The 21,745-nt window shown below is 42.1% G+C and carries 22 protein-coding genes; 7 read left to right on the forward strand and 15 right to left on the reverse strand.

All coding sequences use genetic code 11. From position 1 onward, the window contains the following. Positions 1-10: 10 nt before the first annotated feature. Complete coding sequence (locus tag F1737_RS07115) at positions 11-367, reverse strand: autoantigen p27 domain-containing protein (protein WP_317135902.1); 357 nt, start codon at positions 365-367, stop codon at positions 11-13. Between the two features lie 90 nt (positions 368-457). On the opposite strand from F1737_RS07115, the gene F1737_RS07120 reads away from it, so the two are divergent. Next, the gene (locus F1737_RS07120) at positions 458-721 is read left to right on the forward strand and encodes a UPF0147 family protein (RefSeq protein WP_317135903.1); all 264 of its coding nucleotides are present in this window, start codon (positions 458-460) and stop codon (positions 719-721) included. A gap of 90 nt (positions 722-811) precedes the next feature. Here the strand turns inward: F1737_RS07120 and F1737_RS07125 are convergent, their stop codons facing one another. The 6 genes from F1737_RS07125 to F1737_RS07150 form a co-directional block, all read right to left on the reverse strand. Then, positions 812-1,237, reverse strand: a complete 426-nt coding sequence (locus tag F1737_RS07125) for a secondary thiamine-phosphate synthase enzyme YjbQ (protein WP_317135904.1) — start codon at positions 1,235-1,237, stop codon at positions 812-814. A gap of 15 nt (positions 1,238-1,252) precedes the next feature. Continuing rightward, positions 1,253-1,882 (reverse strand): hypothetical protein, encoded by a 630-nt coding sequence (locus F1737_RS07130; RefSeq protein WP_317135905.1) that lies wholly within the window; start codon positions 1,880-1,882, stop codon positions 1,253-1,255. A gap of 113 nt (positions 1,883-1,995) precedes the next feature. Further along, the gene (gyrA, locus tag F1737_RS07135; protein ID WP_317135906.1) at positions 1,996-4,491 is read right to left on the reverse strand and encodes a DNA gyrase subunit A; all 2,496 of its coding nucleotides are present in this window, start codon (positions 4,489-4,491) and stop codon (positions 1,996-1,998) included. Beyond that, entirely contained in the window at positions 4,481-6,400 is a 1,920-nt protein-coding gene (gyrB, locus tag F1737_RS07140) for a DNA topoisomerase (ATP-hydrolyzing) subunit B (protein ID WP_317135907.1), read from the reverse strand. The genes gyrA and gyrB overlap by 11 nt, the downstream gene beginning before the upstream one ends. 230 nt (positions 6,401-6,630) lie before the next feature. Further along, a complete protein-coding gene (locus F1737_RS07145; RefSeq protein ID WP_317135908.1) occupies positions 6,631-6,939 on the reverse strand; it encodes a hypothetical protein in 309 nt (102 codons plus the stop codon). A gap of 47 nt (positions 6,940-6,986) precedes the next feature. Then, positions 6,987-8,135, reverse strand: a complete 1,149-nt coding sequence (locus F1737_RS07150; RefSeq protein WP_317135909.1) for an NAD(P)/FAD-dependent oxidoreductase — start codon at positions 8,133-8,135, stop codon at positions 6,987-6,989. A 105-nt stretch (positions 8,136-8,240) separates the two neighbouring features. Between F1737_RS07150 and pth2 the strand changes: the two genes are divergently transcribed. Both pth2 and truD read left to right on the forward strand, forming a co-directional pair. Next, the gene (gene pth2 / locus F1737_RS07155) at positions 8,241-8,603 is read left to right on the forward strand and encodes a peptidyl-tRNA hydrolase Pth2 (RefSeq protein ID WP_317135910.1); all 363 of its coding nucleotides are present in this window, start codon (positions 8,241-8,243) and stop codon (positions 8,601-8,603) included. Next, positions 8,600-9,871, forward strand: coding sequence for a tRNA pseudouridine(13) synthase TruD (gene truD / locus F1737_RS07160; RefSeq protein WP_317135911.1), 1,272 nt, complete (start codon positions 8,600-8,602; stop codon positions 9,869-9,871). The genes pth2 and truD overlap by 4 nt, the downstream gene beginning before the upstream one ends. A 3-nt stretch (positions 9,872-9,874) precedes the next feature. On the opposite strand, the gene sppA is transcribed toward truD, so the two are convergent. Both sppA and F1737_RS07170 read right to left on the reverse strand, forming a co-directional pair. Further along, on the reverse strand, positions 9,875-10,711 hold the full coding sequence (sppA, locus tag F1737_RS07165; RefSeq protein WP_317135912.1) for a signal peptide peptidase SppA: 837 nt from the start codon (positions 10,709-10,711) through the stop codon (positions 9,875-9,877). A gap of 4 nt (positions 10,712-10,715) precedes the next feature. Beyond that, on the reverse strand, positions 10,716-11,399 hold the full coding sequence (locus F1737_RS07170; protein ID WP_317135913.1) for a dihydrofolate reductase family protein: 684 nt from the start codon (positions 11,397-11,399) through the stop codon (positions 10,716-10,718). 114 nt (positions 11,400-11,513) lie between these two features. On the opposite strand from F1737_RS07170, the gene F1737_RS07175 reads away from it, so the two are divergent. After that, complete coding sequence (locus tag F1737_RS07175) at positions 11,514-12,155, forward strand: CDP-alcohol phosphatidyltransferase family protein (RefSeq protein ID WP_317135914.1); 642 nt, start codon at positions 11,514-11,516, stop codon at positions 12,153-12,155. Here F1737_RS07175 and artA read toward each other — a convergent pair. Next, positions 12,130-12,942, reverse strand: coding sequence for an archaeosortase A (artA, locus tag F1737_RS07180; protein ID WP_317135915.1), 813 nt, complete (start codon positions 12,940-12,942; stop codon positions 12,130-12,132). The two genes, F1737_RS07175 and artA, sit on opposite strands and share 26 nt — an antisense overlap. A 153-nt stretch (positions 12,943-13,095) precedes the next feature. Here artA and F1737_RS07185 point away from each other — a divergent pair, with 153 nt between their 5' ends. After that, positions 13,096-13,410, forward strand: coding sequence for a transcription factor S (locus F1737_RS07185; protein WP_317135916.1), 315 nt, complete (start codon positions 13,096-13,098; stop codon positions 13,408-13,410). A 195-nt stretch (positions 13,411-13,605) separates the two neighbouring features. Here F1737_RS07185 and F1737_RS07190 read toward each other — a convergent pair whose 3' ends face one another. After that, positions 13,606-15,609, reverse strand: a complete 2,004-nt coding sequence (locus tag F1737_RS07190) for an acetate--CoA ligase family protein (protein ID WP_317137876.1) — start codon at positions 15,607-15,609, stop codon at positions 13,606-13,608. A 357-nt stretch (positions 15,610-15,966) separates the two neighbouring features. On the opposite strand from F1737_RS07190, the gene F1737_RS07195 reads away from it, so the two are divergent. Together F1737_RS07195 and F1737_RS07200 are read left to right on the forward strand one after the other, a co-directional pair. Next, the gene (locus F1737_RS07195) at positions 15,967-16,527 is read left to right on the forward strand and encodes a TATA-box-binding protein (RefSeq protein WP_317135917.1); all 561 of its coding nucleotides are present in this window, start codon (positions 15,967-15,969) and stop codon (positions 16,525-16,527) included. Between the two features lie 287 nt (positions 16,528-16,814). Next, positions 16,815-17,192 (forward strand): helix-turn-helix domain-containing protein, encoded by a 378-nt coding sequence (locus F1737_RS07200; protein WP_317135918.1) that lies wholly within the window; start codon positions 16,815-16,817, stop codon positions 17,190-17,192. Here F1737_RS07200 and rpiA read toward each other — a convergent pair. The 4 genes from rpiA to F1737_RS07220 all read right to left on the reverse strand — a co-directional run bounded on the left by rpiA (position 17,187) and on the right by F1737_RS07220 (position 21,716). Continuing rightward, a complete protein-coding gene (rpiA, locus tag F1737_RS07205) occupies positions 17,187-17,873 on the reverse strand; it encodes a ribose-5-phosphate isomerase RpiA (RefSeq protein WP_317135919.1) in 687 nt (228 codons plus the stop codon). The genes F1737_RS07200 and rpiA overlap by 6 nt on opposite strands. Before the next feature lie 108 nt (positions 17,874-17,981). After that, entirely contained in the window at positions 17,982-18,713 is a 732-nt protein-coding gene (locus F1737_RS07210) for an SIMPL domain-containing protein (RefSeq protein WP_317135920.1), read from the reverse strand. 273 nt (positions 18,714-18,986) lie between these two features. Continuing rightward, a complete protein-coding gene (locus F1737_RS07215; protein WP_317135921.1) occupies positions 18,987-19,946 on the reverse strand; it encodes an EF-Tu/IF-2/RF-3 family GTPase in 960 nt (319 codons plus the stop codon). 102 nt (positions 19,947-20,048) lie between these two features. Continuing rightward, on the reverse strand, positions 20,049-21,716 hold the full coding sequence (locus F1737_RS07220) for a histidine kinase N-terminal 7TM domain-containing protein (RefSeq protein WP_317135922.1): 1,668 nt from the start codon (positions 21,714-21,716) through the stop codon (positions 20,049-20,051). Between the last annotated feature and the right edge of the window lie 29 nt (positions 21,717-21,745).

A 21,745-nucleotide genomic window follows, 5' to 3' on the forward strand; every position in this document is an offset into this window, starting at 1 on the left:
ATTCCCTGAATCACTTTAGTGTTTTGAGGAGCTCAACCCCTGTTTTAATGGATTCCATAAGAGAAAGGCAGTCTTCGGGGCGGCTCTCATTTTGGCAGCGTCTGCACAAAACTATCACAGTCTCCTCAAGCTCCTTAATAAGTCCGGGTGACGTGAAACAGGGCGCCTCCAAATCCTTCTTAACAGAAATATCCGGTGCGGAATCTGTTTTTATCTGCTCCGCCTCCTTTGGCGCGGGTATGATTTGGGTACCCCTTTCTTTGCAGACAACACATTCTGTTACGCCTTTTACGACAAATAAGGGGGAACCGCATACGGGACACAATTTGTCGAGCATTTTTCCGCCTTTTAGCAAATAATCTGCCATTATATCTTCCTGATTTCTCATGAAATTATCACCAAACAAGTTCATCTTATATATGCGGGTACATAAATTAATAATAAGACGGTGATGTAAATGGCAGATCCTGAAAATACTATAAACTACTGTATTCAGATGTTGCAGGCTATGATGGAAGATACAACAATTCCACGCAACATCAGAAGAGTAGCAGACGAAACCAGAAAAGTCTTAATGGACGAAAAACAGGGTCTTGGACTTCGTGCCGCAACAGCAATATCCTTAATAGACGAAGTCTCTAATGATCCGAACATGCCGGTTCATGCAAGAACCCGCATCTGGGAACTTGTTTCACAGCTTGAAACAGTACCGCTCGACTAAAAAAGAATTGAATTCCGGATGACAATAATTGCCATCCGCCTAAATTTTACGGGATATTCGTTCACAGAATAATAATGCAGTGAACAAATTCTATTTTCCGATAATAGTGCAGTAAACTTTCCTTGTTCTTTTACTTCTGACATCAAGTTCAAGTAGTACAATCTGCTGCCACTTTCCCAAAAGCAGTCTTTCATCCCTTATGGGAATTGAGAGCGAAGGCCCGATAAGCGCTGCCTTCACATGTGACCTGCCGTTCCCGTCACCCCATGCAGCGTCATGATCATAAGGAATATTGTCAGGAGCCAGAACAGACATTGCACGCCTCAGGTCACTTAGAACACCCTTTTCGTATTCTATCGTGGTAAGAGCCACAGTAGAACCCCCCACAAAAAGAGATAATAATCCGGTTTCAACACAGCTTTTACTGACAATATCATCAACCTCTGATGTCAGGTCTATGATGTCGCCTTCGCCATTAGTCTCAACAGTTATAATCTCTGATTCAAAACAACCCATAAATTCAGGTCTCTTTTATTTCCGGGTATAAAGGAATGTCTCTTCGGCGCTTACACTTCCGCCGGTCGGTATTCCCACAGTCACCTTTACCTGTCCGACTCCTTTGTCATACTCTGCAAGATTCAGCTCATCATAAGCAACCCGAAGACCTGAAAGAGAGCCCCCTTCACCCTCATCAGAACTTGTGATTGTTGTATAACCTTTGTAAATCACTTTTCTTGGACTTACCTTACGGTTAAGTTTGTCAATATCGGGAGTATAAACATTAACCTCGGTATTCATTGAAGTGCCGGAAAATATCACTTTTCTGCCCTGCTCATCATAGAAATTAAAATGGATTACAATTCCATCGTTTCCAATCTCTGAATCCCAGTCAACAGGCTCGGCATAAAGATCCATGGACTTTATTACAGAGGGAGAAGCGAGCACCTCTCCGGCGTGAACATAACTGACACCGGGGGTGCCTGCCCCGTTTTGCAGTTCTGTCGGAACATATTGGGAAACCGGCTGTACAGTAGGAGTTGCAGTATCCGCCCCCGCCCCGCTGCCGGAATCATTGCCGGAGTACTTCATCATTATTATGTATCCGCCGGTGAAAATAAGGGCAATACCCAGAATAATCACTATGATCTCATTTTTTTCCATTGCACCCCTATATGAAGCATATTCATATAAATATACTGTTTCCAAAAAATTCAGACAAAAGAATACGGGAAAATTAAAAAAATAGGTATTTTAAAATTTATTTTACAGCGGATTTAATCGCTGTAATAAATATCATCTGATATTTCTTTATCCGGCACCTGTTCTTCGGTTTCACCGGCATCATCGGAAATCTCAAGTATTGCAAATCCGACCACACTGTCACCTTTATCAAGTTTCATGATACGGACGCCCCTTGTTCCGCGTTTCTGGATTGAAATCTCGGATACCTTTGTCCTCATCACAATTCCGGATTTGCTCATCAGAATTACTTCATCGCTGTCGTTGACGGCCTTTGAAGAGACCACCACACCGCTTGCATCGACCTGGATGTTCCTCACACCCATTGTCGCACGGCCGTGACCCATGAACTCATCAAACTCCGTTCTCTTTCCGTATCCCTTCTCTGTGAGAGTGAAAAGATGATCTTTCTCGACAACGGTGATATCCTGAAGGACATCCATAAACCTGAGCTTAATTCCCTTGACACCAAGAGCATTACGATGGCGCAACGGGATTGTTACAAGATTGAATCTCAGACTCTGCCCATGTCTGGTTGTAATTACAAGCTCTCCTGTCTCTGCAACATCCTTTACATCGACAAGCTCGTCCTCTTCACGAAGAGTAATTGCATTTATACCATTCTGGCGTGGTCTTGAGAACTCGACCTGCGGTATTTTTACAACCATTCCCTGTCTTGTTGCAAACAGGAAATATTTTCCTTCTGAAAATTCCGACACAGGTATTACAGCTGTTACGGTTTCATCATTCAGATTCAAAAGATTTACAATGGCTTTTCCTTTGCTCTGACGTGTAGCTTCAGGAATGTCATAAACCTTCAGCCAGTACGCCCTTCCCGAGCAGGTAAAGCAGAGCAGATAATCATGAGTTGAGGCAACGAAAACACTCTTTACAAAGTCCTCGTCCTTTGTAGCCATTCCGATAATTCCTCTTCCACCACGGCGCTGTCCCTTATAGGTGTCAAGAGGCATGGATTTTATGTAATTCTCGGAAGTAAGCGAGACTAAGACCTGCTTGTTCTCAATAAGATCTTCCTTGTTGATCTCTCCGAAATCGTGGGTAATCTTTGTTCTTCTCTCATTTCCGAATTTTTCACCCACTTCAACCGTCTCTCTTTTAACCTCGGCAAAAATGTGCTCATCGTCTGAGATCAGAAGTCTTAACCTTTCAATATCTTTCAGGATACTGTCCCTTTCGTCAACTATCTTCTGGTGCTCGAGTGCTGCCAGACGGCGAAGCTGCATCTTTAAAATTGCATCAGCCTGGATACCATCAAGGCCGAAGTTGGCAACAAGCTTTTCTGCTGCCTCTTCAGTGGTTGAAGAACCCCTGATTGTCGCAATTACTGCATCAATGTTGTCAAGTGCAACAAGCAGACCCTTTAGGATGTGAAGACGATCTTCGGCTTTTTTGAGGTCGAACTTCGTCCTTCTGAAGATAACATTCTTCCTGTGCCTTAAGAATTCGGAGATTATCTCCTTTAAATTCAAAACCTTTGGCTGATTGTCAACTATAGCAAGGTTGATCACACCAAAGGTAATCTCCATCGGAGTGTGCTTATAGAGCTGGTTTAAAACAACTTCCGGAACGATTCCTCTCTTAAGCTCAATTACAACGCGGATACCGTCCTTGTCAGACTCATCGCGTATGTCGGAAATTCCGTCAATTCTTTTATCTTTTACAAGGTCGGCAATCTGCTCGATTAAGCGTGCCTTGTTCACCTGATACGGAATCTCTGATATAATTATGGAAGGCTTTTTATCACCTTCGATGATTTCAGCAACTCCGCGTACCTTTATCTTTCCCCGGCCTTTGGTGAAGGCACTTGCAATTCCTGATTTTCCAAGAATTACACCGCCTGTCGGGAAATCAGGTCCTGGCATATGCTGTGCAAGCTCTGAAATGGTAATATCCGGATTGTCAATAGTTGCACAGATTGCATTGCACACCTCTAAGAGATTGTGCGGCGGCATCTTGGTTGCCATTCCTACTGCAATACCCTCAGAACCGTTAACAAGAATATTTGGGATCTTTGCAGGCAAAACGAGAGGCTCTTTTAATGACTCATCAAAGTTCGGACCAAAGTCAACGGTGTCCTTTCCGATATCCTCAAGAATCGCTTCGGCAACGGGATCGAGTCTGGCCTCGGTATAACGCATTGCAGCAGCGGAGTCACCATCAATCGAACCGAAGTTACCCTGTCCTTCAACAAGAGTCTGCCTGTACGAAAACGGCTGGGCCATCTTGACAAGAGTGTCATAGATTGATGCATCACCATGAGGGTGATACTTACCCATTACTTCTCCGACAATACGGGCACATTTTTTGTACGGCTTATCGTGGGTGTTTCCCATCTCACCCATTGCATAGAGTGTGCGCCTGTGGACAGGTTTTAACCCGTCCCTTATGTCAGGAATCGCACGTCCGATAATGACAGACATCGCATAGTCAAGGTAAGATGATTTCATCTCCTCTTCAATGTTTACCGGAAGAATTCTTCTTCCCTCGGAATCAGTCTGCTCAGATGTCAAGGTTTGTCACCTCCTTTGCATGGCGGGCAATGAATTCACGGCGTGCTTCAACATTGTCTCCCATAAGTTTGCTGAATATCTCATCTGCATAACCTGCGTCCATTACATCAACTTTTTTTAGAACACGTGTTTCGGGGTTCATTGTAGTATGCCACAGCTGTTCGGCATTCATCTCACCAAGACCCTTGTAACGCTGAATTGAAGTTCCCTTCTCACCGAATTCCTCGACAAGCTCCCTCATCTCTTCTTCGCGGTATGCGTAAACCTCCTTTTTACCTCTTGCAATGCGGTACAACGGAGGCTGGGCAATGTAGACATAGCCGTTTTCAATAAGCTGCGGCATATAGCGGTAGAAGAATGTCAAAAGCAGTGTGCAGATATGTGCACCATCTACATCCGCATCAGTCATGAGGATGATGTGGTGATAACGTGCCTTTTCGACATTGAAGTTCTCACCGATACCACAGCCGATTGCGGAGATCAGAGTCTGAATTTCGGTGTTTTTCAGAATTTTATGCGGACTTGCCTTCTCGACATTCAGGATTTTACCCTTAAGCGGCAAAATTGCCTGTGTAAGACGGGATCTGCCCTGTTTTGCAGAACCGCCTGCTGAATCTCCTTCCACGATGTATATTTCACTCTTTGAAGGATCACGCTCTGAACAGTCAGCAAGTTTTCCAGGAAGCCCCGAACCTTCAAGTGTGCTCTTTCTTCTTGCAAGTTCACGTGCCTTCCTTGCAGCCTCACGGGCTTTTGCGGCACTAAGAGCCTTTTCAACAATTGCCTGTATGACTTTTGGATTCTCTTCAAAATAGACAGAAAGATTCTGATAAACAAGTGAATCGACAATGCCCTTTACATTGCTGTTTCCAAGACGCATCTTTGTCTGGCCTTCAAACTGGGGTTCGGCAATTTTTATGCTTATAACAGCGTTCAGACCTTCACGGACATCATCACCCTTTAGGGAGTCGGATATTCCTTTAAGGAGATTGTTCTCCTTTGCAACCTTGTTGATGGTGCGGGTTAAAGCACTTCTGAATCCCTCAAGGTGAGTCCCGCCCTCTCTTGTATTGACACTGTTGACAAAGGTCATCAGGTTCTCGGAATATGTTGTGGTATACTGAAGGGCAACTTCCACTTCAACCTTGTTTGGCTCGTCCTTTGTATCCAGATAAATGATATCGCTGTGAACTGTCTCTTTTGCCCCTACAATATATTTTACAAACTCGCTTATTCCGCCCTCATAAAAGAACGTATCCCCGTAACCGCTTCTGGCATCGCTTATTATTATTTTTATGCCGCGATTCAGGAATGCAAGTTCACGCATCCTGTGACTTAAAATATCATAGTCAAAATTTACGGTTTCAAAAATCCGGGAGTCAGGCTTAAACGTAATCTTTGTCCCGTGAACCGGACCCTCAACACTTGCATTAGCCCTTGATGTAAGAGTCTTCAGCACACCGCCACGGGCAAAGCCCATCTCATAGATGTTGCCGTCACGGTAAACCTCAACATTCAGGTACTCTGAGAGTGCGTTTACAACCGAGACACCAACACCGTGAAGACCACCTGAAACCTGATAGGTGTTCTTGTCAAATTTTCCTCCGGCATGCAGAACAGTAAGCACAATCTCAAGTGCACTCTTTCCGCCCTGTTCTTCCATCGCATCGACAGGAATACCTCTTCCGTTATCAGTAATGGTGCATGAACCATCATTATTCAGTGTGACGGTTATCTCATCACAGTAACCTGCAAGCGCCTCATCAACAGCGTTGTCAACGACCTCATATACAAGATGATGAAGTCCTCTGACATCAGTGCTGCCTATATACATTGCCGGCCTCTCACGAACCGGTTCGAGTCCTTCTAAAACAGTAATGTGAGATGCATCGTAATTATTATCAGCCAATCTGTTGGTCCCCCGGATTAATGCGTATTATCCTTAAATAATCTGATATTTTTATTCAGATTCAGGAAATTTCCTTTGTTTAAAATCGGTACATAATTCAGACTAAAATACACATATATTATTGGGTCTACAGACACTTAAAGCATATCAGGAATTAGCTGATTTTTAATTCACGGATTTTTATTTTCCGGAATTATAAGAGATCAGCTATTCCAGAAATCAGTCATAAATCAGTCATACTTCCCGACCATTGCATCGGGAAATCCAATCTCTTTATCAAGAGCAACGACAAGGCGCTTTAAAACCCTGTACACTCCATCCAGATCCTCTTTATCCATCTGGCCGTTCTGGTGCCACATGATTTTCTGCCTCAGGTTCATATACAAATCCTCAACCTCTGTTCCCCTTAAATTATCAGGCAGCTTCATTTCCGTCAGGTGATCGGAAAGTCCCGTCCATGCCCTTTCCGGCGGCAGGCTCATGTGCTTTGATATGAGCATTATATTTGTTACAAAACCCCTTCCAAACTGACTGTCCATGAATATCATATAACAAAAACAGTTTTATAAATATTTCGAGGTCTGTTTCATGAAAGTATCATTTTTTTCAGCTCATTTGCCATAAATGCCCCTCCGGCCCTCATCACAGAAGGCCTTAGTGCGAGCTTTTTGATAATCTTTTTTGGAGAATCCATATCCCCGTATTTCACTATATCATTGGTAATGCCGGGGTTATCCATTGCCCTGCACAAAGAGTCAATAGTTTCATCATTGATTTTTTTGCGAAGGTTAAACATCTTCATTCCAAAAGAGAGCTCGTTTCCGATATCTGCCTTCCAGAGTTTTTCATAATTTTTCATCAGGGAATCGTCAAAACGGTTTTTTTCACAGCACAAAAGTGCTGTCTCTGCTGCATGCCGTGCTGTCCTGATCCCCGTGTAAATGCCTCCTCCTGATGTGGGCTTTGCAAAACCCCCGGCATCGCCAATAAAAAATGTCCTGTGTCCGTATGTTTTTGGCATAACCCCAAGGGGTATTGTGCCGGTCACATGATGCACATTTTCCCGGCCAAACCCGGCGATGAATGAATCAAAACGCTCCTTTACATTTTTTTCACCGCAAAGACCAACTCTGACACGGTTTTTCCCACACGGGATCACCCATCCGAAAAAATCAGGCGATGCATAAGGATGTAGTTCAACCAGATTTTCATTCATCTGATAAGGAATCTCGGCCTGGACTCCTGATAGAAATGTACCGGCACGTTTCATCCCATAAATTCTTGAAAAGATACTACGCGGCCCGTCTGCCGCAATAATCATTTTCCCTTTAAAAGACTCCTTCCCGTCAACACCGGTTGTCAAAACACCTGAGTCACTAACGCCATAAACAGAAGTCTTAAGCTTTATCAAAGCCCCTGCAACTGCCGCTTTTTCTGCCATCTCCCTGTCAAGTGCACTCCTGTCAACAACATAGGCCTTTGTTCTGCCGGCATCAAAAGAAAGCTCACTGCCCAGACCCGACACAACCCTGGCACCCGAAACAGTGTTTAATACACTCCTCTTTGAAACCCGGCACTCTTTAAAGGCGGCAGAGCTTAAAAGTCCGGCACACTGAACAGGCCTTCCAAAATCCGCATGCTCCTCTATCAGCAAAACACTAAGTCCTTCTTCGGCACAGAAACGTGCGGCGGAACTCCCGACAGGCCCCCCGCCTGCAACAATTACATCATACATATTTTGTGTGAATTAATTTTTGGAATCAGACATCATAATAACTCTTGGCAAAATGCTTTGACCCATTGCTATTTGAGAGACAAAAAACAAAACTAATGAGTAAATATGAAAGCAGAACCCGACTTCAAATATAAACAGTGTCTCATCATCAGAAACGATATAAAAATGAGCTGCGGGAAAAAATGTGCCCAGCTTGCACACGCAGCCGTATCAGCATACGAGAAATGCGATAAAATTACGAAAAAAAAGTGGTTTGACGAAGGGATGAAAAAAGTGGCCCTGAAAGTGAACTCACAAAGAGAAATGTATGAACTCAAAACAATTGCAGAAGACGCAGGGATTCCGGCATCATTGATAGTGGATGCAGGAATGACGGAAATTCCTCCGGGAACGGTAACAGCACTGGGACTGGGGCCCGCCAAATCTGAGGATCTTGACAAAATAACAGGGGATTTGCAGCTCTTATGATGAAAAGCCCGTATAAAAATGAGCAGATACTCGGGATGGAGTATTACATAACAGACACACCCGGCACAGGCGGGCATTTAAGAGAGACACCGGAAGATTTCAGGGTAGGCGAACTGTTCAGGGACGTAAAATTAACAGGCGGCCCTCATCTTATATGCGAACTTGAAAAAACAAACTGGGAACTTCAGCGTGCTGTCAAGGAGATCACAAAAAGACTTGGCATTAGTCATAAAAGAATCGGATGGGGCGGAACAAAAGACAAACGTGCCGTAACAACACAGTTAATCTCAATATACGGGATTAAAGCAGAAGATCTTGAAGATTTCCATTTAAAAGACATAAACCTAAAACCACTCGGGTATGCAAACAGCCAGCTTTCACTCGGAGATCTGGAAGGAAACAATTTTGACATCTGGATTCGTGACTGTGACGGCCCGGATATTGCAGGAAACCTTGAAAGTTGTGTTAAAACAGCACAGACAGGCCTCCCGAATTACTACGGAATACAGCGCTTCGGAGTCACAAGACCTGTTTCACACCTTGTCGGGATAGAGATGCTAAAGGGAAATTACAAAGAGGCTGTATTCAGATATGTCGGCTTCCCGTGTGATGACGAACACGAGGAGACAAAAACAGCCAGACAGGCATTTGAAGACAACCAGGATCCAAAAGAGACACTCAGCCTGATGCCGGTATATCTCAGGTATGAAAGGGCAATGCTTCACCACCTCGTTGAACAGCCCGAAGACTACAAAGGCGCCCTGATGGTAATTCCTCCTAAACTCCTCTCAATGTTTGTAAGCGCCTATCAGTCATACCTTTTCAACCGCGTTCTTAGCAAAAGAATTGAAAATTCGGACAACATATCAGAGCCTGAAACAGGAGACAGACTCATATTCCCCGATGGAAAAGAGGACATAGTCACTGAGAAAAACATCAGGACGGCAAAAGTCCACATGAAAAGGGGACGCTGCTCTCTTTCAATCTACATGCCGGGATCTGAAGATTATGAAATTATTGGTGAGATGGACAGGTACGCAAAAGAGATAATGGAAGAGACAGGAATCACTAAAAAGGGTTTTTCAGAAGTCACAGAGCTTGTTGGTGCAAGATTTAAGGGTGCATCACGCGCCATATCAATGAGAACGGAAATCGATTACAAAATATCCGAAAACAACATAAACTTAAAATTCACACTTCCCCCCGGGCATTACGCAACAACAGTCTGCAGAGAGATAATGAAAGCAGATCCTAAAAATATGATTTAATTATTATTCGGATTCGGCTGTAACATTTGAAGAAACAGCACCAATTTCCCCGGATTTATATTTTTTAAAATTTTTTGTATATTCAATTGCGGAATAAAGATTACCCATTTCATCCACAAGACCAAGCTTTAGTGCATCTTCACCGCGAATAAGCTGGGCCTCCTCGATTTTTTTCCTGTCTATCCCCCTCTGCTCAATAACATCGGAAATAAACCTCTCAAAACTCTCATCAACAATTTTCTGTACATACTCTCTCTCTTCATCAGTGAGAGCCCGGAATGTCGATCCCAGATCCTTTTGTTCTCCGGATTTCACTACCGATACCGAAACGCCTTCTTTGTCAAGGGATTTGCTGACGTCATAGAATGTCCAGATTGTTCCGATACTGCCTGTCATGGTGTCAGGGTTGGCAAATATCCGGTCTGCGTGGGAACTTATATGATATGCGGCAGATGTTGCGACATCTCCCATTGAAACAACAACAGGCTTTTTCTTTTTTGCATACTCAATGTCCTCTATAATCTCCTGCGCTGCTGCAGGAGAACCACCCGGACTGTTTACGCGAAGAACAATTCCATCCACAAGAGGATCGTCTGCTGCCTTTCTAAGCTGACTTCCAACCCACTCGCTTCCGGTGTACTCGCCGGTGTAAAAATTGCCGGTGACGATCGTTCCGTCCACCCTGATAACCTCAACACCCTGTGTATTGGAATATGGCATAAAGGAAATGGCAATAAGAAGCACTACTGTAAAAAGGAATCCCAAAAGAAACCATTTCACTCCGTTGCGGCGAAGTTTTTTCTTCTCAATCCTGCCTATTTCCCCATTAAGCCATGACATTTAATCATTCTCCGGAGATTACATCGTATTCCGTTACAAGATTAGTCCCGCAGAGATAGTGGTTTTTAAGAGACAGGCGAAACATCTCATCTTCGGATTCTATGTGCATTCCGCCGACAAGGGACGGAGTATCAGACCCGCCGACAATAAACGGCAGATGAATAAGACGGATTTCGTCAACAAGCCTGTGCTGAAACATATAATAATTCAGAGTCGGGCCGCCTTCCACCATCAGCTTTGAGACTGCGTAATCCTTTACAAGGATTTCCATTAATTGCGGAAGATCGACCGAATCTTTTCCGGCGACAACAACATCAACCCCTTTTGCCCTTATCGCCTCAATACGTTCTTTTGGAGCTTTTTCACACACTGCAATAATTGTAGGTGCATCAGAGCCAAGGACATTTGATCCAAGGGGGATGTCCGCCATACTGTTTGGAATAACCCGAACAGGACTCTCGCCTTTTACATGCCTTACGGTCAGAAATGAATTATCTATTTTTATTGTATTTGAGCCGACCATTATCGCATCATATTCAGCACGGGTTTTGTGAAGAAGGATATCTGTTGCAGGATCCATGTATTTCATCAGAATTTTGCTTGAAGCACCTTTTTTTAGTGTCAGTTTTCCGTCGACGGTAATCTCTGACATTACCATAACATGTGGTCTAATCTTTTCTGTTGCCATAGGAATCTTTCTTAAAGGTTTATTGTATTGATCAGCTAAAGAAGTTAGCCATATTTATGGAACATATGAATAATAGTGAAACCTTTTTGCTTTTGCCCCCAATAATTAAGAATAATGAATATTACTGCGCTGAGACCGAAATTTACCGGATGTCTGCAACCCATTGCAGCTCTGTTCGTAAAATTGAGGATTTCTCCAAATATGGTCTCATTGCTATCACTCATTGCGGGTATTTTTGCTGCATATCTTTTTTTCATACATATGCAGGCAGCAGGTGCAATCGCACTTTTGGTATCAGCGGTACTTGATCTGGTTGATGGAAGTGTGGCAAGAAAAACAGGCAAAGAAAGTAAGTTCGGCGCTGTTTTTGACTGGATTGTAGACAAATATGTAGACAGTATCGTGCTGTTGGGAATAGGGCTATCAGGTACAGCTATCATCAGCGGTATCATAAACCCTGCCGGTATAAACCCGCAGACCCTTGACTTTGCAATAGCCTCATTTGCAATTATCGGTTCACTGATGAACACCTTCATTAAACCGGTTACATATGCGGAAGCAGGGTTTGAGAAAAGGGAAGACGGAAAAATTGACGACCCGCTTGAAAGGGTCGGGTTCTTTGGAAGACCCGAGACCATCATCGTATTAATCTTAGGCGGACTTACAGGTTTTATTGGCCCTGCCGTTTTGATTGTGGCAATATGCACCAATCTCTCGGCATTGCAGAGGATTATTTACCTCTACCTAAATCTTTGACTTTTTTTGAATAAAGCGTGATTACACCGTCTGCAAACTCACCCAGACTGGGTATTATTGCAAACAGAATAAGGGCCAGGAATATCAGAAATACAAGCGCTCCAAGTTCCGCCATCACATTATGTGACCAGAAAAAACTCTCATAGCCGTATTCTCCGTTTGCGGCAATTTCAGGCAGATACTGAAACCACTGCCCGGAATATGCGGAGACGACAAAGACATTCCGAAAAAGGTTTAGAATGTAGATTACGGGAGCTATTACGAGAAATGAGAGGACTTTCTGTTTTATGGTGGTCGGGACGCACCAGGCAAGACCAAGCATTATCGCAATACTCTGTATTCCGGTGCATGCCATAATGATCTCAACCCTGAATCCGTCATTTTCCATCATATTCCATGCGATCTGGTTAACCGGCAAACCGAGTGCATGAATTAACCAGACAACCTCTGATGTAACTGCTGAAATCAGGAAATCACCGACTGCCGGAATATAGCCAAACGGGAAATATATCAAAAAGGCAATTGCAGCCCCGCGACTCAGATAATCGGTTATTTTATTATCTGCCATTATCTCAGGGATTGTAATTGCAAGAAACGGTATCCCCAAAATCCCCATAACAGGATATAAAAAATTATTTTCAACATTGATGTAGTATGGCAGATCCAAAATCAGGGACACTACAATAAATATCCATCCGGCAGAGGCAAAATACCTCTTAAAACCTGCCGGGACTGCCAGATATCCGAAAAATGCGATAGCTGACAGGAGAACAAAAACCGCTTCCATTACAAATATGATTTAATTTTCATGTGAAAATATCTTATGCTCTTTTACATGAGATTTAAGTCTCTTATTGACTCTGAAATGTAATGCCTTTTCCAAACCCCCGGGTGACATAATCAATAATCATTAATCAAATAGAAACAAATATTGTAACCGATGATGTTTTGTCCGGAATGCAAAAGCATGTTAAAATCCTGTGACGGAAAACTAAAATGCCCAAAATGCGGTTTTGAGAAAACCATTGAAGATAAATCACAACTTCTTAAAACAAAAGCAAGAGTGGAAAAAGAAATTACAATCGTTGATGAAGACGAAAACGTTCCAACACTCCCGACAACAAAAATCAGATGCCCTGAGTGCGGTCACGATCTGGCTGAATGGTGGCTTCGCCAGCTTCGTTCTGCTGATGAGAGTGAAGTCAGATTCTTCCGCTGTGTGAAATGTAAAAACACATGGCGCGAGTATGACTAATTTCCCCTAATATCTTTTTTAAAATTCACGTCTCTTCTAAAAAATTTCCTGTGTTTAACTTTTCAAATCAACCCTTGTTTCATACCCCGCATTACTGTAAACCGGTCTATTCCGAAAAAGGGCGGATAAATCTTATAAAACAACCTGAATCAGGAAAAATTTTCAGAATTATTTAATCGTAGAAAAATTTGGATTTTAGAGAAGTCCCGGACCTTTTACGCGGAACTTGCTCTGGAGTGTTCTTCCGATTACACGAAATGCTGTCTCAAGCTCTTCAAACGGAGGAACTTTGTTTTCCCTCAATATCTCTCTTCCACCGTTCATCTCCGCACCGCCTATTAAAACTGATACGACACGCTTTTCCGTTGCTTCGGAAAGCATCATAATCTGTTTTGCAAAGCGTTCGGAAGTTAAAACGAGGTTCGGGAAACCGATTACAATACAGATATCCCAGAGATCATCGTGCTTTGCAAGAACACTGAAGGTCTTTGCAAACCTTGCACCGTCAGCATCTCCCAAAAGATCAATCGGGTTTCCTTTGTTCCAGAATTCAGGCAGGAATTTATCCATCTCCTCAATAACATCAGCCGGCAGATCAACAATCTCAATACCATACCTTTCTGCATAGTCTGTTGAAAGTACTGCAAAACCGCCTGCGTTGGTTACGACAATTGCACGCTTGCCTTTCGGATAGTGTTTTGCATGTGAGAGGAACTCTGCTGCAAGGAAAGCATCTTCAAGATTTGTAACATTCAAAACTCCGGCCTCTCTGAATGCCTCAACGTATACCTCATAGCTGCCTGCAAGTGATCCTGTGTGGGATGCGGCTGCCGCACGTCCACGCTCGGATGAACCTGACTTAATTGCAACTACAGGCTTTGTCAGGGATATCCTTGATACAATGTCCATGAAAGCCTTTCCATTGTTGATCTCTTCGATATACATGATAATGGCTTCAGTGTTGGGATCAGCTTCAGCCCAGCGGAGATAATCAAAGAAATCAAGATCAGACTGGTTTCCTACCGAAACCACAACAGAGAAACCTACGTTGTGTGAAAGACTCCAGTCAACAACGGCGTTTACAATTGCACCGCTCTGGGAAAGGAATGCAATATTTCCGGGAGTTGGAGATCTCTGAACATAGGTTGTGTCATATCCCTTGTGAGGACTGATAAGTCCAAGACAATTTGGACCGACAATACGGGTGCCGTACTTTTTGGCAATTGAAACCATCTCTTCCTCAAGACGCTTTCCTTCCTCGTTCATCTCCTTAAAGCCGGCGGTGATTACGACAGCTACCTTTACACCCTTCTTCCCGCACTCTTCCATAACTCCGGGCACAAGTGCTGAAGGAACAGTAATTACTGCCATGTCTACATTGTCTTCGATGTCAAGAATGCTTGCATAAGTCTTAAAGCACATAATGACATCCCTTTTCGGATTTACAGGGTAGAGCTTTCCGGGGAAGGTTGAAAGCTTGTGCATTACGGCATATCCCATTTTCCCGGGCGTCTCTGATGCACCTATTACCGCGATTGACTTTGGATCAAAGTATTCTACCGGAACCTCTTCCTTCCCGTTTGAAAATTCTGTGTGTTTGTCGCTGAAAATGAATGCTGTATCAACTGCACATGCGCCGGACTCATACAAACGCAGAGGGTTGATGTCAAATTCTCTTAGTTCCTCATTTTCCTCAAAGGCACGGCATACATTCATTATGATTTTTACAAGTGATTCCTCATCCTTTGATACTGAACCACGGTATCCTGAGATAAGCTTGTATGAATTAATCTCATGAATCATTTCACGGACATCATCCTCTGAAAGCGGAAGAATACGGAGTGAAACATCTTTTAAGAATTCGACAAGCGTACCGCCTATACCAAAGGTAATTGTTTTTCCAAAAGCCGGATCAGTATTGCCTCCAATGATAAGCTCAACACCAGGTTTGGCCATCTCTTCAACAATGACACCTTCAATCTCCGCTTCAGGCATGCATTTACCAACATTTGATAAAATCTGCAGATATGCCTCCTTTGCCTCGTCAACATCATTTACACCTACAATGACGCCGCCCGCATCACTTTTGTGGAGAATCTGCGGAGATACAATCTTCATTACAACAGGAAATCCGATTTCCTCAGCTACAATACCGGCATCCTCTGGGGATTTTACGATCCCGTATTTTGGGACGGGGATATCATATTTTTAAGAAAATCATACCCCTCTGCTTCACTTAGCATCCATTCTGCCATTTATTTTTTCCTCACATTATGGATTAATATCATTTTTGCCGCAATATTTCCCGCATAAAGGAAATTTATAAGAACAGTGGTGCCCACCTGGCACCATCTGTTTATATTATATCATGCGACAGGATTTCAACAAATGTCGAAATTTCATTCGTTAGAATACTGTTTACCATCTATTGAACTAATGTATAAATAAAATTTTGTAATTGTTAATCGTGATAAATAGCATTAAATATAGCATGACTGTTGAAAATAACACAGATATACCCAACTATTTATATACCATATAAATCACTTTATAAATATGAAGGTCAATCCGGAAGAGTCACTGAAAATCGAAAATATTGTGGCATCGGCAAAAGTTGCAGAATCACTTGATCTGCAAATGATAAATGAAAAAATAAAGGATGCGGAATACAACAAAAAAAGGTTCCCGGGCGTAGTTCTGAGAATGCAGGACCCAAAGATCGCAGCGCTTGTATTTGGATCAGGCAAAGTTGTTCTCACTGGTGCAAAGAGTGTTGACAGCCTTTCAAAAGGTCTTGAAATCCTCGGAAAAAGATTAAGGGATCTTGACATAGACATCCCAATGGAGCTTGAATACAAGATTCAGAACATTGTTACGTCTGCGGATCTTGGATCTCCAATAAACCTGAACAAAATTGCTGTAGGATTTAATCTTGAAAGAATCGAGTATGAACCCGAACAGTTCCCGGGTCTTGTCTACCGCCTTGAAGAGCCAAAAGTAGTCGTATTATTGTTTGGCTCAGGAAAACTCATTATTACAGGTGGAAAACAGCCTGAAGACGCAAAAGGTGCTGTTCAAAAAATTCTCTCAGACCTTTCAAACCTTGGATTGATTTAAAATTTACAATATTACTTTTTTAAAGAGAACAATTTTTCAATCATGTAACTGCTTCACAAAACGTCTTAAAAAAATACAAACCAAAACTTAAAAGCCATCCGAATTAAAAAAATGTCAAATGTTTCCGGCCTGAAATTTACAGCGGCATCGCAATATAAAATCTATTTTCAGGAGAGTTATTTCCCTCAAAAACAAAAGATATATCTACCTCCACAAAATACCAAAATGTTGATAAAAATCTATTTATAACATACTCGCGAAATATAGTGAGTAATTCTGGTGAGACCATGAAACTTGAAAAAGTGCTTACTTTCACAGAAAAGGAAGAAGAATTAGCAACACTTCTCACCGATGTAGGCCTTAAGCGCAACGTCGCAAAAGTGCTTGTATATCTTGCAAACACAAACGAGGCAACATCACGGGACATTGAACGCGGAACAGACCTCCGCCAGCCAGAAGTGAGCATTGCAATGCGTACACTCAATGAAAAAGAGTGGATTGAAAACCGCGAGAGTAAAGCTGAGAGCAAAGGCAGGCCTGTCAAGATCTACTGTCTTTCAAAACCAATGAAAGATATTATTGACATTATTGAAGCCGAGAAGAAAAAAGAAATTGAAAATCAGCTTAAATTAATTCAAAAAGTACGTGAAATAGTTTTATCATAGGGTTTTAACCCCATCTGTTTTACCTACAACCACAACTGTTTTTTCTCCAAATTCCGTAAAAAGTCCGCAGCTAAGTACTCCGGGAATATTATTGATCTCCATCTGAAGCGCTTTTGCATCCTTTATCTCTCCAAAGTCACAGTCAATTTCAATGCACCCGTTGTCAGTTATAACAGGACCATCCTTTTTGACACCTTCACGCACCTTTGGATTCCCTGACAGCTCCTTTAGCCTTTCAACAACAAGCCCGAAAGAAAACGGAATCAGCTCAACAGGAACGACTGCAGAGAGAACATCACAGAGTTTTCCTTCGTCTGCAACAACAACAAACTTTTCCGCCGCCTGTGCGACACAGCGTTCGCGTGTCTGCGCTGCACCTCTGCCCTTAATCATACACAGATTCGGATCAATCTGATCCGCCCCGTCAATTGCAAGATCCAGTTTTGGATAGTCATCAAGTGTGGTCAGAGGTATCCCGTAATCACGTGCACGCATAGCGGTCTGAAAAGAAGTAGGAACACCTTTAATATTAAGACCCTCTTCTTTTATTCTCACAGAGAGCCGCTCCATTGCATAAAATACAGTGGAACCTGTACCAAGACCTATAATCATACCGTCTTTAACCAAATCAGCCGCATAATATCCGGCATTTTTCTTAGAAATAACTACATCGTCTGACATAAACTAAATTCCAACCCAACTATTAGTCACACCTGATAACAAAAGAATTTTTCATTTTAATAAAAAAAGGATAAAGACAAATGTCTTTTAAAAAAATGATTCCGAAAATTATCTGATGATATAATCTATTGAAACAGATGCTGTGACATCAACTGTATCAGCCTGAATAGGTGTCTCACGGGCGGCACTATCAAAGGCTACACCCTTCATCATGTAATTTTCCTGATAAACAACGGGCACATAGCTCTGCCCGACATTTACAGTCTGAACGCCCAGAATCTGAACACCAAGTGCCAATGCAACGGAATCTGCATCCATACGTGCCTGATCCACTGCGGCTTTTACTGCCTGTGAGCGAAGACTGTTGCTCTTTTCATCAGAGAGTTTGAATGAGATATAGTTGACATTGTTTGCACCGTTTGCTATTGCCTCGTCAATTATTTTACCTGCCATATCAATCTTTCCGGTTTCAACAAGAACAGTGTTTGTGACACGATATACTTTCTTTTCCCCGCCAAAAGGAGAGTCGGAGTCTGTTGTGAAGGAGTAGATGTTGTATCCGGTGGTTTTAATCTCATCTTCTGTGAGTCCGGTTGCTTTTAAGGCATCGATGCAACTGTTCATCTTCTTTGAATTTTCCTGCTGTGCAACAAGAGCATCGGTATTCTCAGTCTGAACAGCGATTGAAATTTCAACGAGATCAGGGTCAGTTGTAACTTTGCCTGTTCCGGAAACATGAATCAGCTTTTGGTCTTCCGCTGCTGATGCACAACCAATAAGGGTTGTCATTGAAATCAGCAGAACAATTCCAACAATAAAAAATTTAGATATTTTTGACATGCCAATTCACTCTGTTTTAAACTATATTAATCCTACCCATGACTTCGAAAAAATTCGAACTCATAACGAGTTTATTTTTTAAAAAACATGCATGAAACCAATGTTTTCAGTAACTTCATGATGAAACAGGGAATTCATTTTTCATATAAAAATGATAATATTGCATTATTCAAATGAACATATCATAGAAGATGCGAAAAAACAGGAAATTTTATGTTAAGCCTTTTTATCAGGATGTCAAAAAGGCTGAAAATTAACCTGACTGTCCGGTAATTATTCCAGTTTTACTGTCCCGACAACCCTTAATTTCCCGGCATCGAGATGATGAAGAATTGCTTTGTCACCGGAGATGTAAACCATCTCTTTCTCAAGCGAGATTACAACTTTTGGCTTCCTTTTATCTTCTGAATCATCAACAGACTCGATTTTTCCCGAGATATACTGCATCCAGTGTCCAAGATGAATGACCATGCCTTCCACAACCGGAGTCTGCCAGTATTTCACCATATCAAGAGTGCATGTGAATCTGTCAGAGACTAAAACCTGGTCATTGTTTGTGAGTACAAATCCCCTGTCAAGCTCCTCTGAAGTTATGTTCTTTAATGCAAGACCCACACGATCACCGACAGTTGCATCAGGGCAGTCTGTGTCATGCCTCTGTATTGACCTGACCTGAGCGGTTTTTTCGGTAGGGAGAACTTTTAGCATATCATGGGTATGAACAGTACCGGCCTCAACTCCTCCAAGGACAACTGTACCGATACCCTTTACATTGAAGTGGTGATCGACTGAAACAACACCCGGTGCGTCAACAACATCCCTTGGTTTGTTTTCGGCATCCAAAAGAAGCTGTTCACGAATGAAGATTGGATCATCCTCAACAAATTCGTAGTTTTCAACAACGGTCCCCTTAATTAGAGGCATCACCTGTGATTTGTCAAGGTAGTTCCTGAGAATTACATATCCTTTCTCAACTCCAGCACAGTCAAGCATTACAACAGTCTCACCAAATTCAGGTGTTATCCCTTCAACGACAAGAACCGCCGAATCAGCCATGGAAGCTGCATAAAATAATGGCGGAAGCCTTTCAGGATACCTTGAGGGTTCAATCATTGTAACCGTATCTTCGCCTTTTTTCAGGTTATAAAATATTATATCAGACTGGGTGCCCTTCTTGCCCACTTCTTTTGCATATTCGGGCACTCCGACAACTGCTACATTTAAATTTGGCATATTGCCTTAGTGTTTGATTTTTTAAAATAATGATAGTTGTTATTGCAGACCGGAAAATTTGGGATTCATCATCAATCTTTAAAATCCGGTTGACGAATGAACTTAATCAGGTTCATCCCCGCAATAAAGCTTAAAATTGTAGTGCTTCATAAGAAACTGCCTTATTTTCTCGGATTCAAGACAACCCAAATCAAGTTTTTTAACAATCTCATCGATTTTATGAGATTCTTCAATAATTATACGCGAATGATTCGTATCATCCAGCGAAGACAGACCGACAATAACTGCAAGTGGATTTCTGATATTATCATTTAATAACGACATCTGTTCAATATTTTTCTCAATCTGCAAAAGCGCAGACATCTCCCTTTTTTGAATCTCCTTCTGGCTTGAGATATCCCTCACAAGCGACAAAACAATCTCCTCACCTCCAAGACTAAAAATATGTGAACTTACGATAACAGGTAATTTCAACCCGTCCTTTCGGACAAAAGAGGTTTCAAAACTTACATAGCCGGTATCAAGAAGTCTGTTAAGCCTTGCCAGATCATGCTCATAAACAATCACTCCGCTGATCTGTTCACCATTAATTTTACAGAGTTCAGCCTTAGACATTTCAAAAAGAGAGCATGCGAAATCATTGACATCAATAATTTCACCAAGAATTCCTGATTCACTAATCCTGTGAAGAATAACCCCGTCTTTGATATTGTTGAAGAGTGTCCTGTATTTATGCTCACTGGAGCGAAGGGCATTTTCTGAAATTTTATTTTCTGAAATATCCCTGATTATTAACAGCCTCCCGTTATTTTCAGAAGACCCGGCAAACAGAGGGGTTATACTTACTGAATAGCACCTGAAAACACCATTATGATAAAATTCAGCCACATCATCAATGGTATCACACCCGGGATACCTGTTTTTTAGATCATGCATAAATGAAAAAAAACAGTATATTTTCTGACCTACGAGTAAGTCCCTGTTTTTTCCCGTAAGCAAAACTCCGGAAGGATTTACATCTACAATTGTATCACTTCCATCCAGAACAAAAACACTGTCCTTCATTACCTTTATCAGATTGCCGTAAACAACAGGCATTATCTCAGGGGAATTCTGTCTGAAAACACCAGTATAGACAATGACACCTGTCAGAAGGAAAAAGAACGGAGTTATATCAAAGAAAAGTCCCGGGATCATCCCTGACGCATAAATGAAATTTCCAATAAGCGGCAGGAATGCACCCACTATAACAAGCAGTATACCCGGACGGTAATAATCCGGAGACTCGATATAAACTTTTGATAGGTAGAACAGGCCGCTTATTATTAGCAGATAGCTGTATGCCTTATGGACGTAATACCATGGCCCGTAACCGTTCTGCACCGGGAAAACCATTGAATCATATGTATAATATAGCGAATAAACATCATTTGAACTTATAATCAGAATAGTTACTGCAGGGATTATCAAAAGAGCAGAAAATAATTTTCCGTTAATGTATCTTTCACGGCCTGTATATTCCAGAACAAACCATACCCACAATACAGGTGAAAGTGCTATGCCAAAGAATGAGATTTTGGAATAAATTACCATATTCGCAGAATCCAGATACTCAAATCCAAACCCGTACGCAAAAGACCATATTGCAACTGCAAGCATTAATACAGAAAATGGCTTTGAACCTGCCGTCTTTGGTTTACCAAGGGAAAGATATGACAATATTACCGATATGGCAGCAGTTATCATCAGCAATATAAAGTAAGGCATCATTTCCGGCAACATCAGGAGAATACTCCAAT

The sequence above is a fragment of the Methanoplanus sp. FWC-SCC4 genome, from assembly GCF_032878975.1.
Taxonomy (GTDB): domain Archaea; phylum Halobacteriota; class Methanomicrobia; order Methanomicrobiales; family Methanomicrobiaceae; genus Methanochimaera; species Methanochimaera problematica.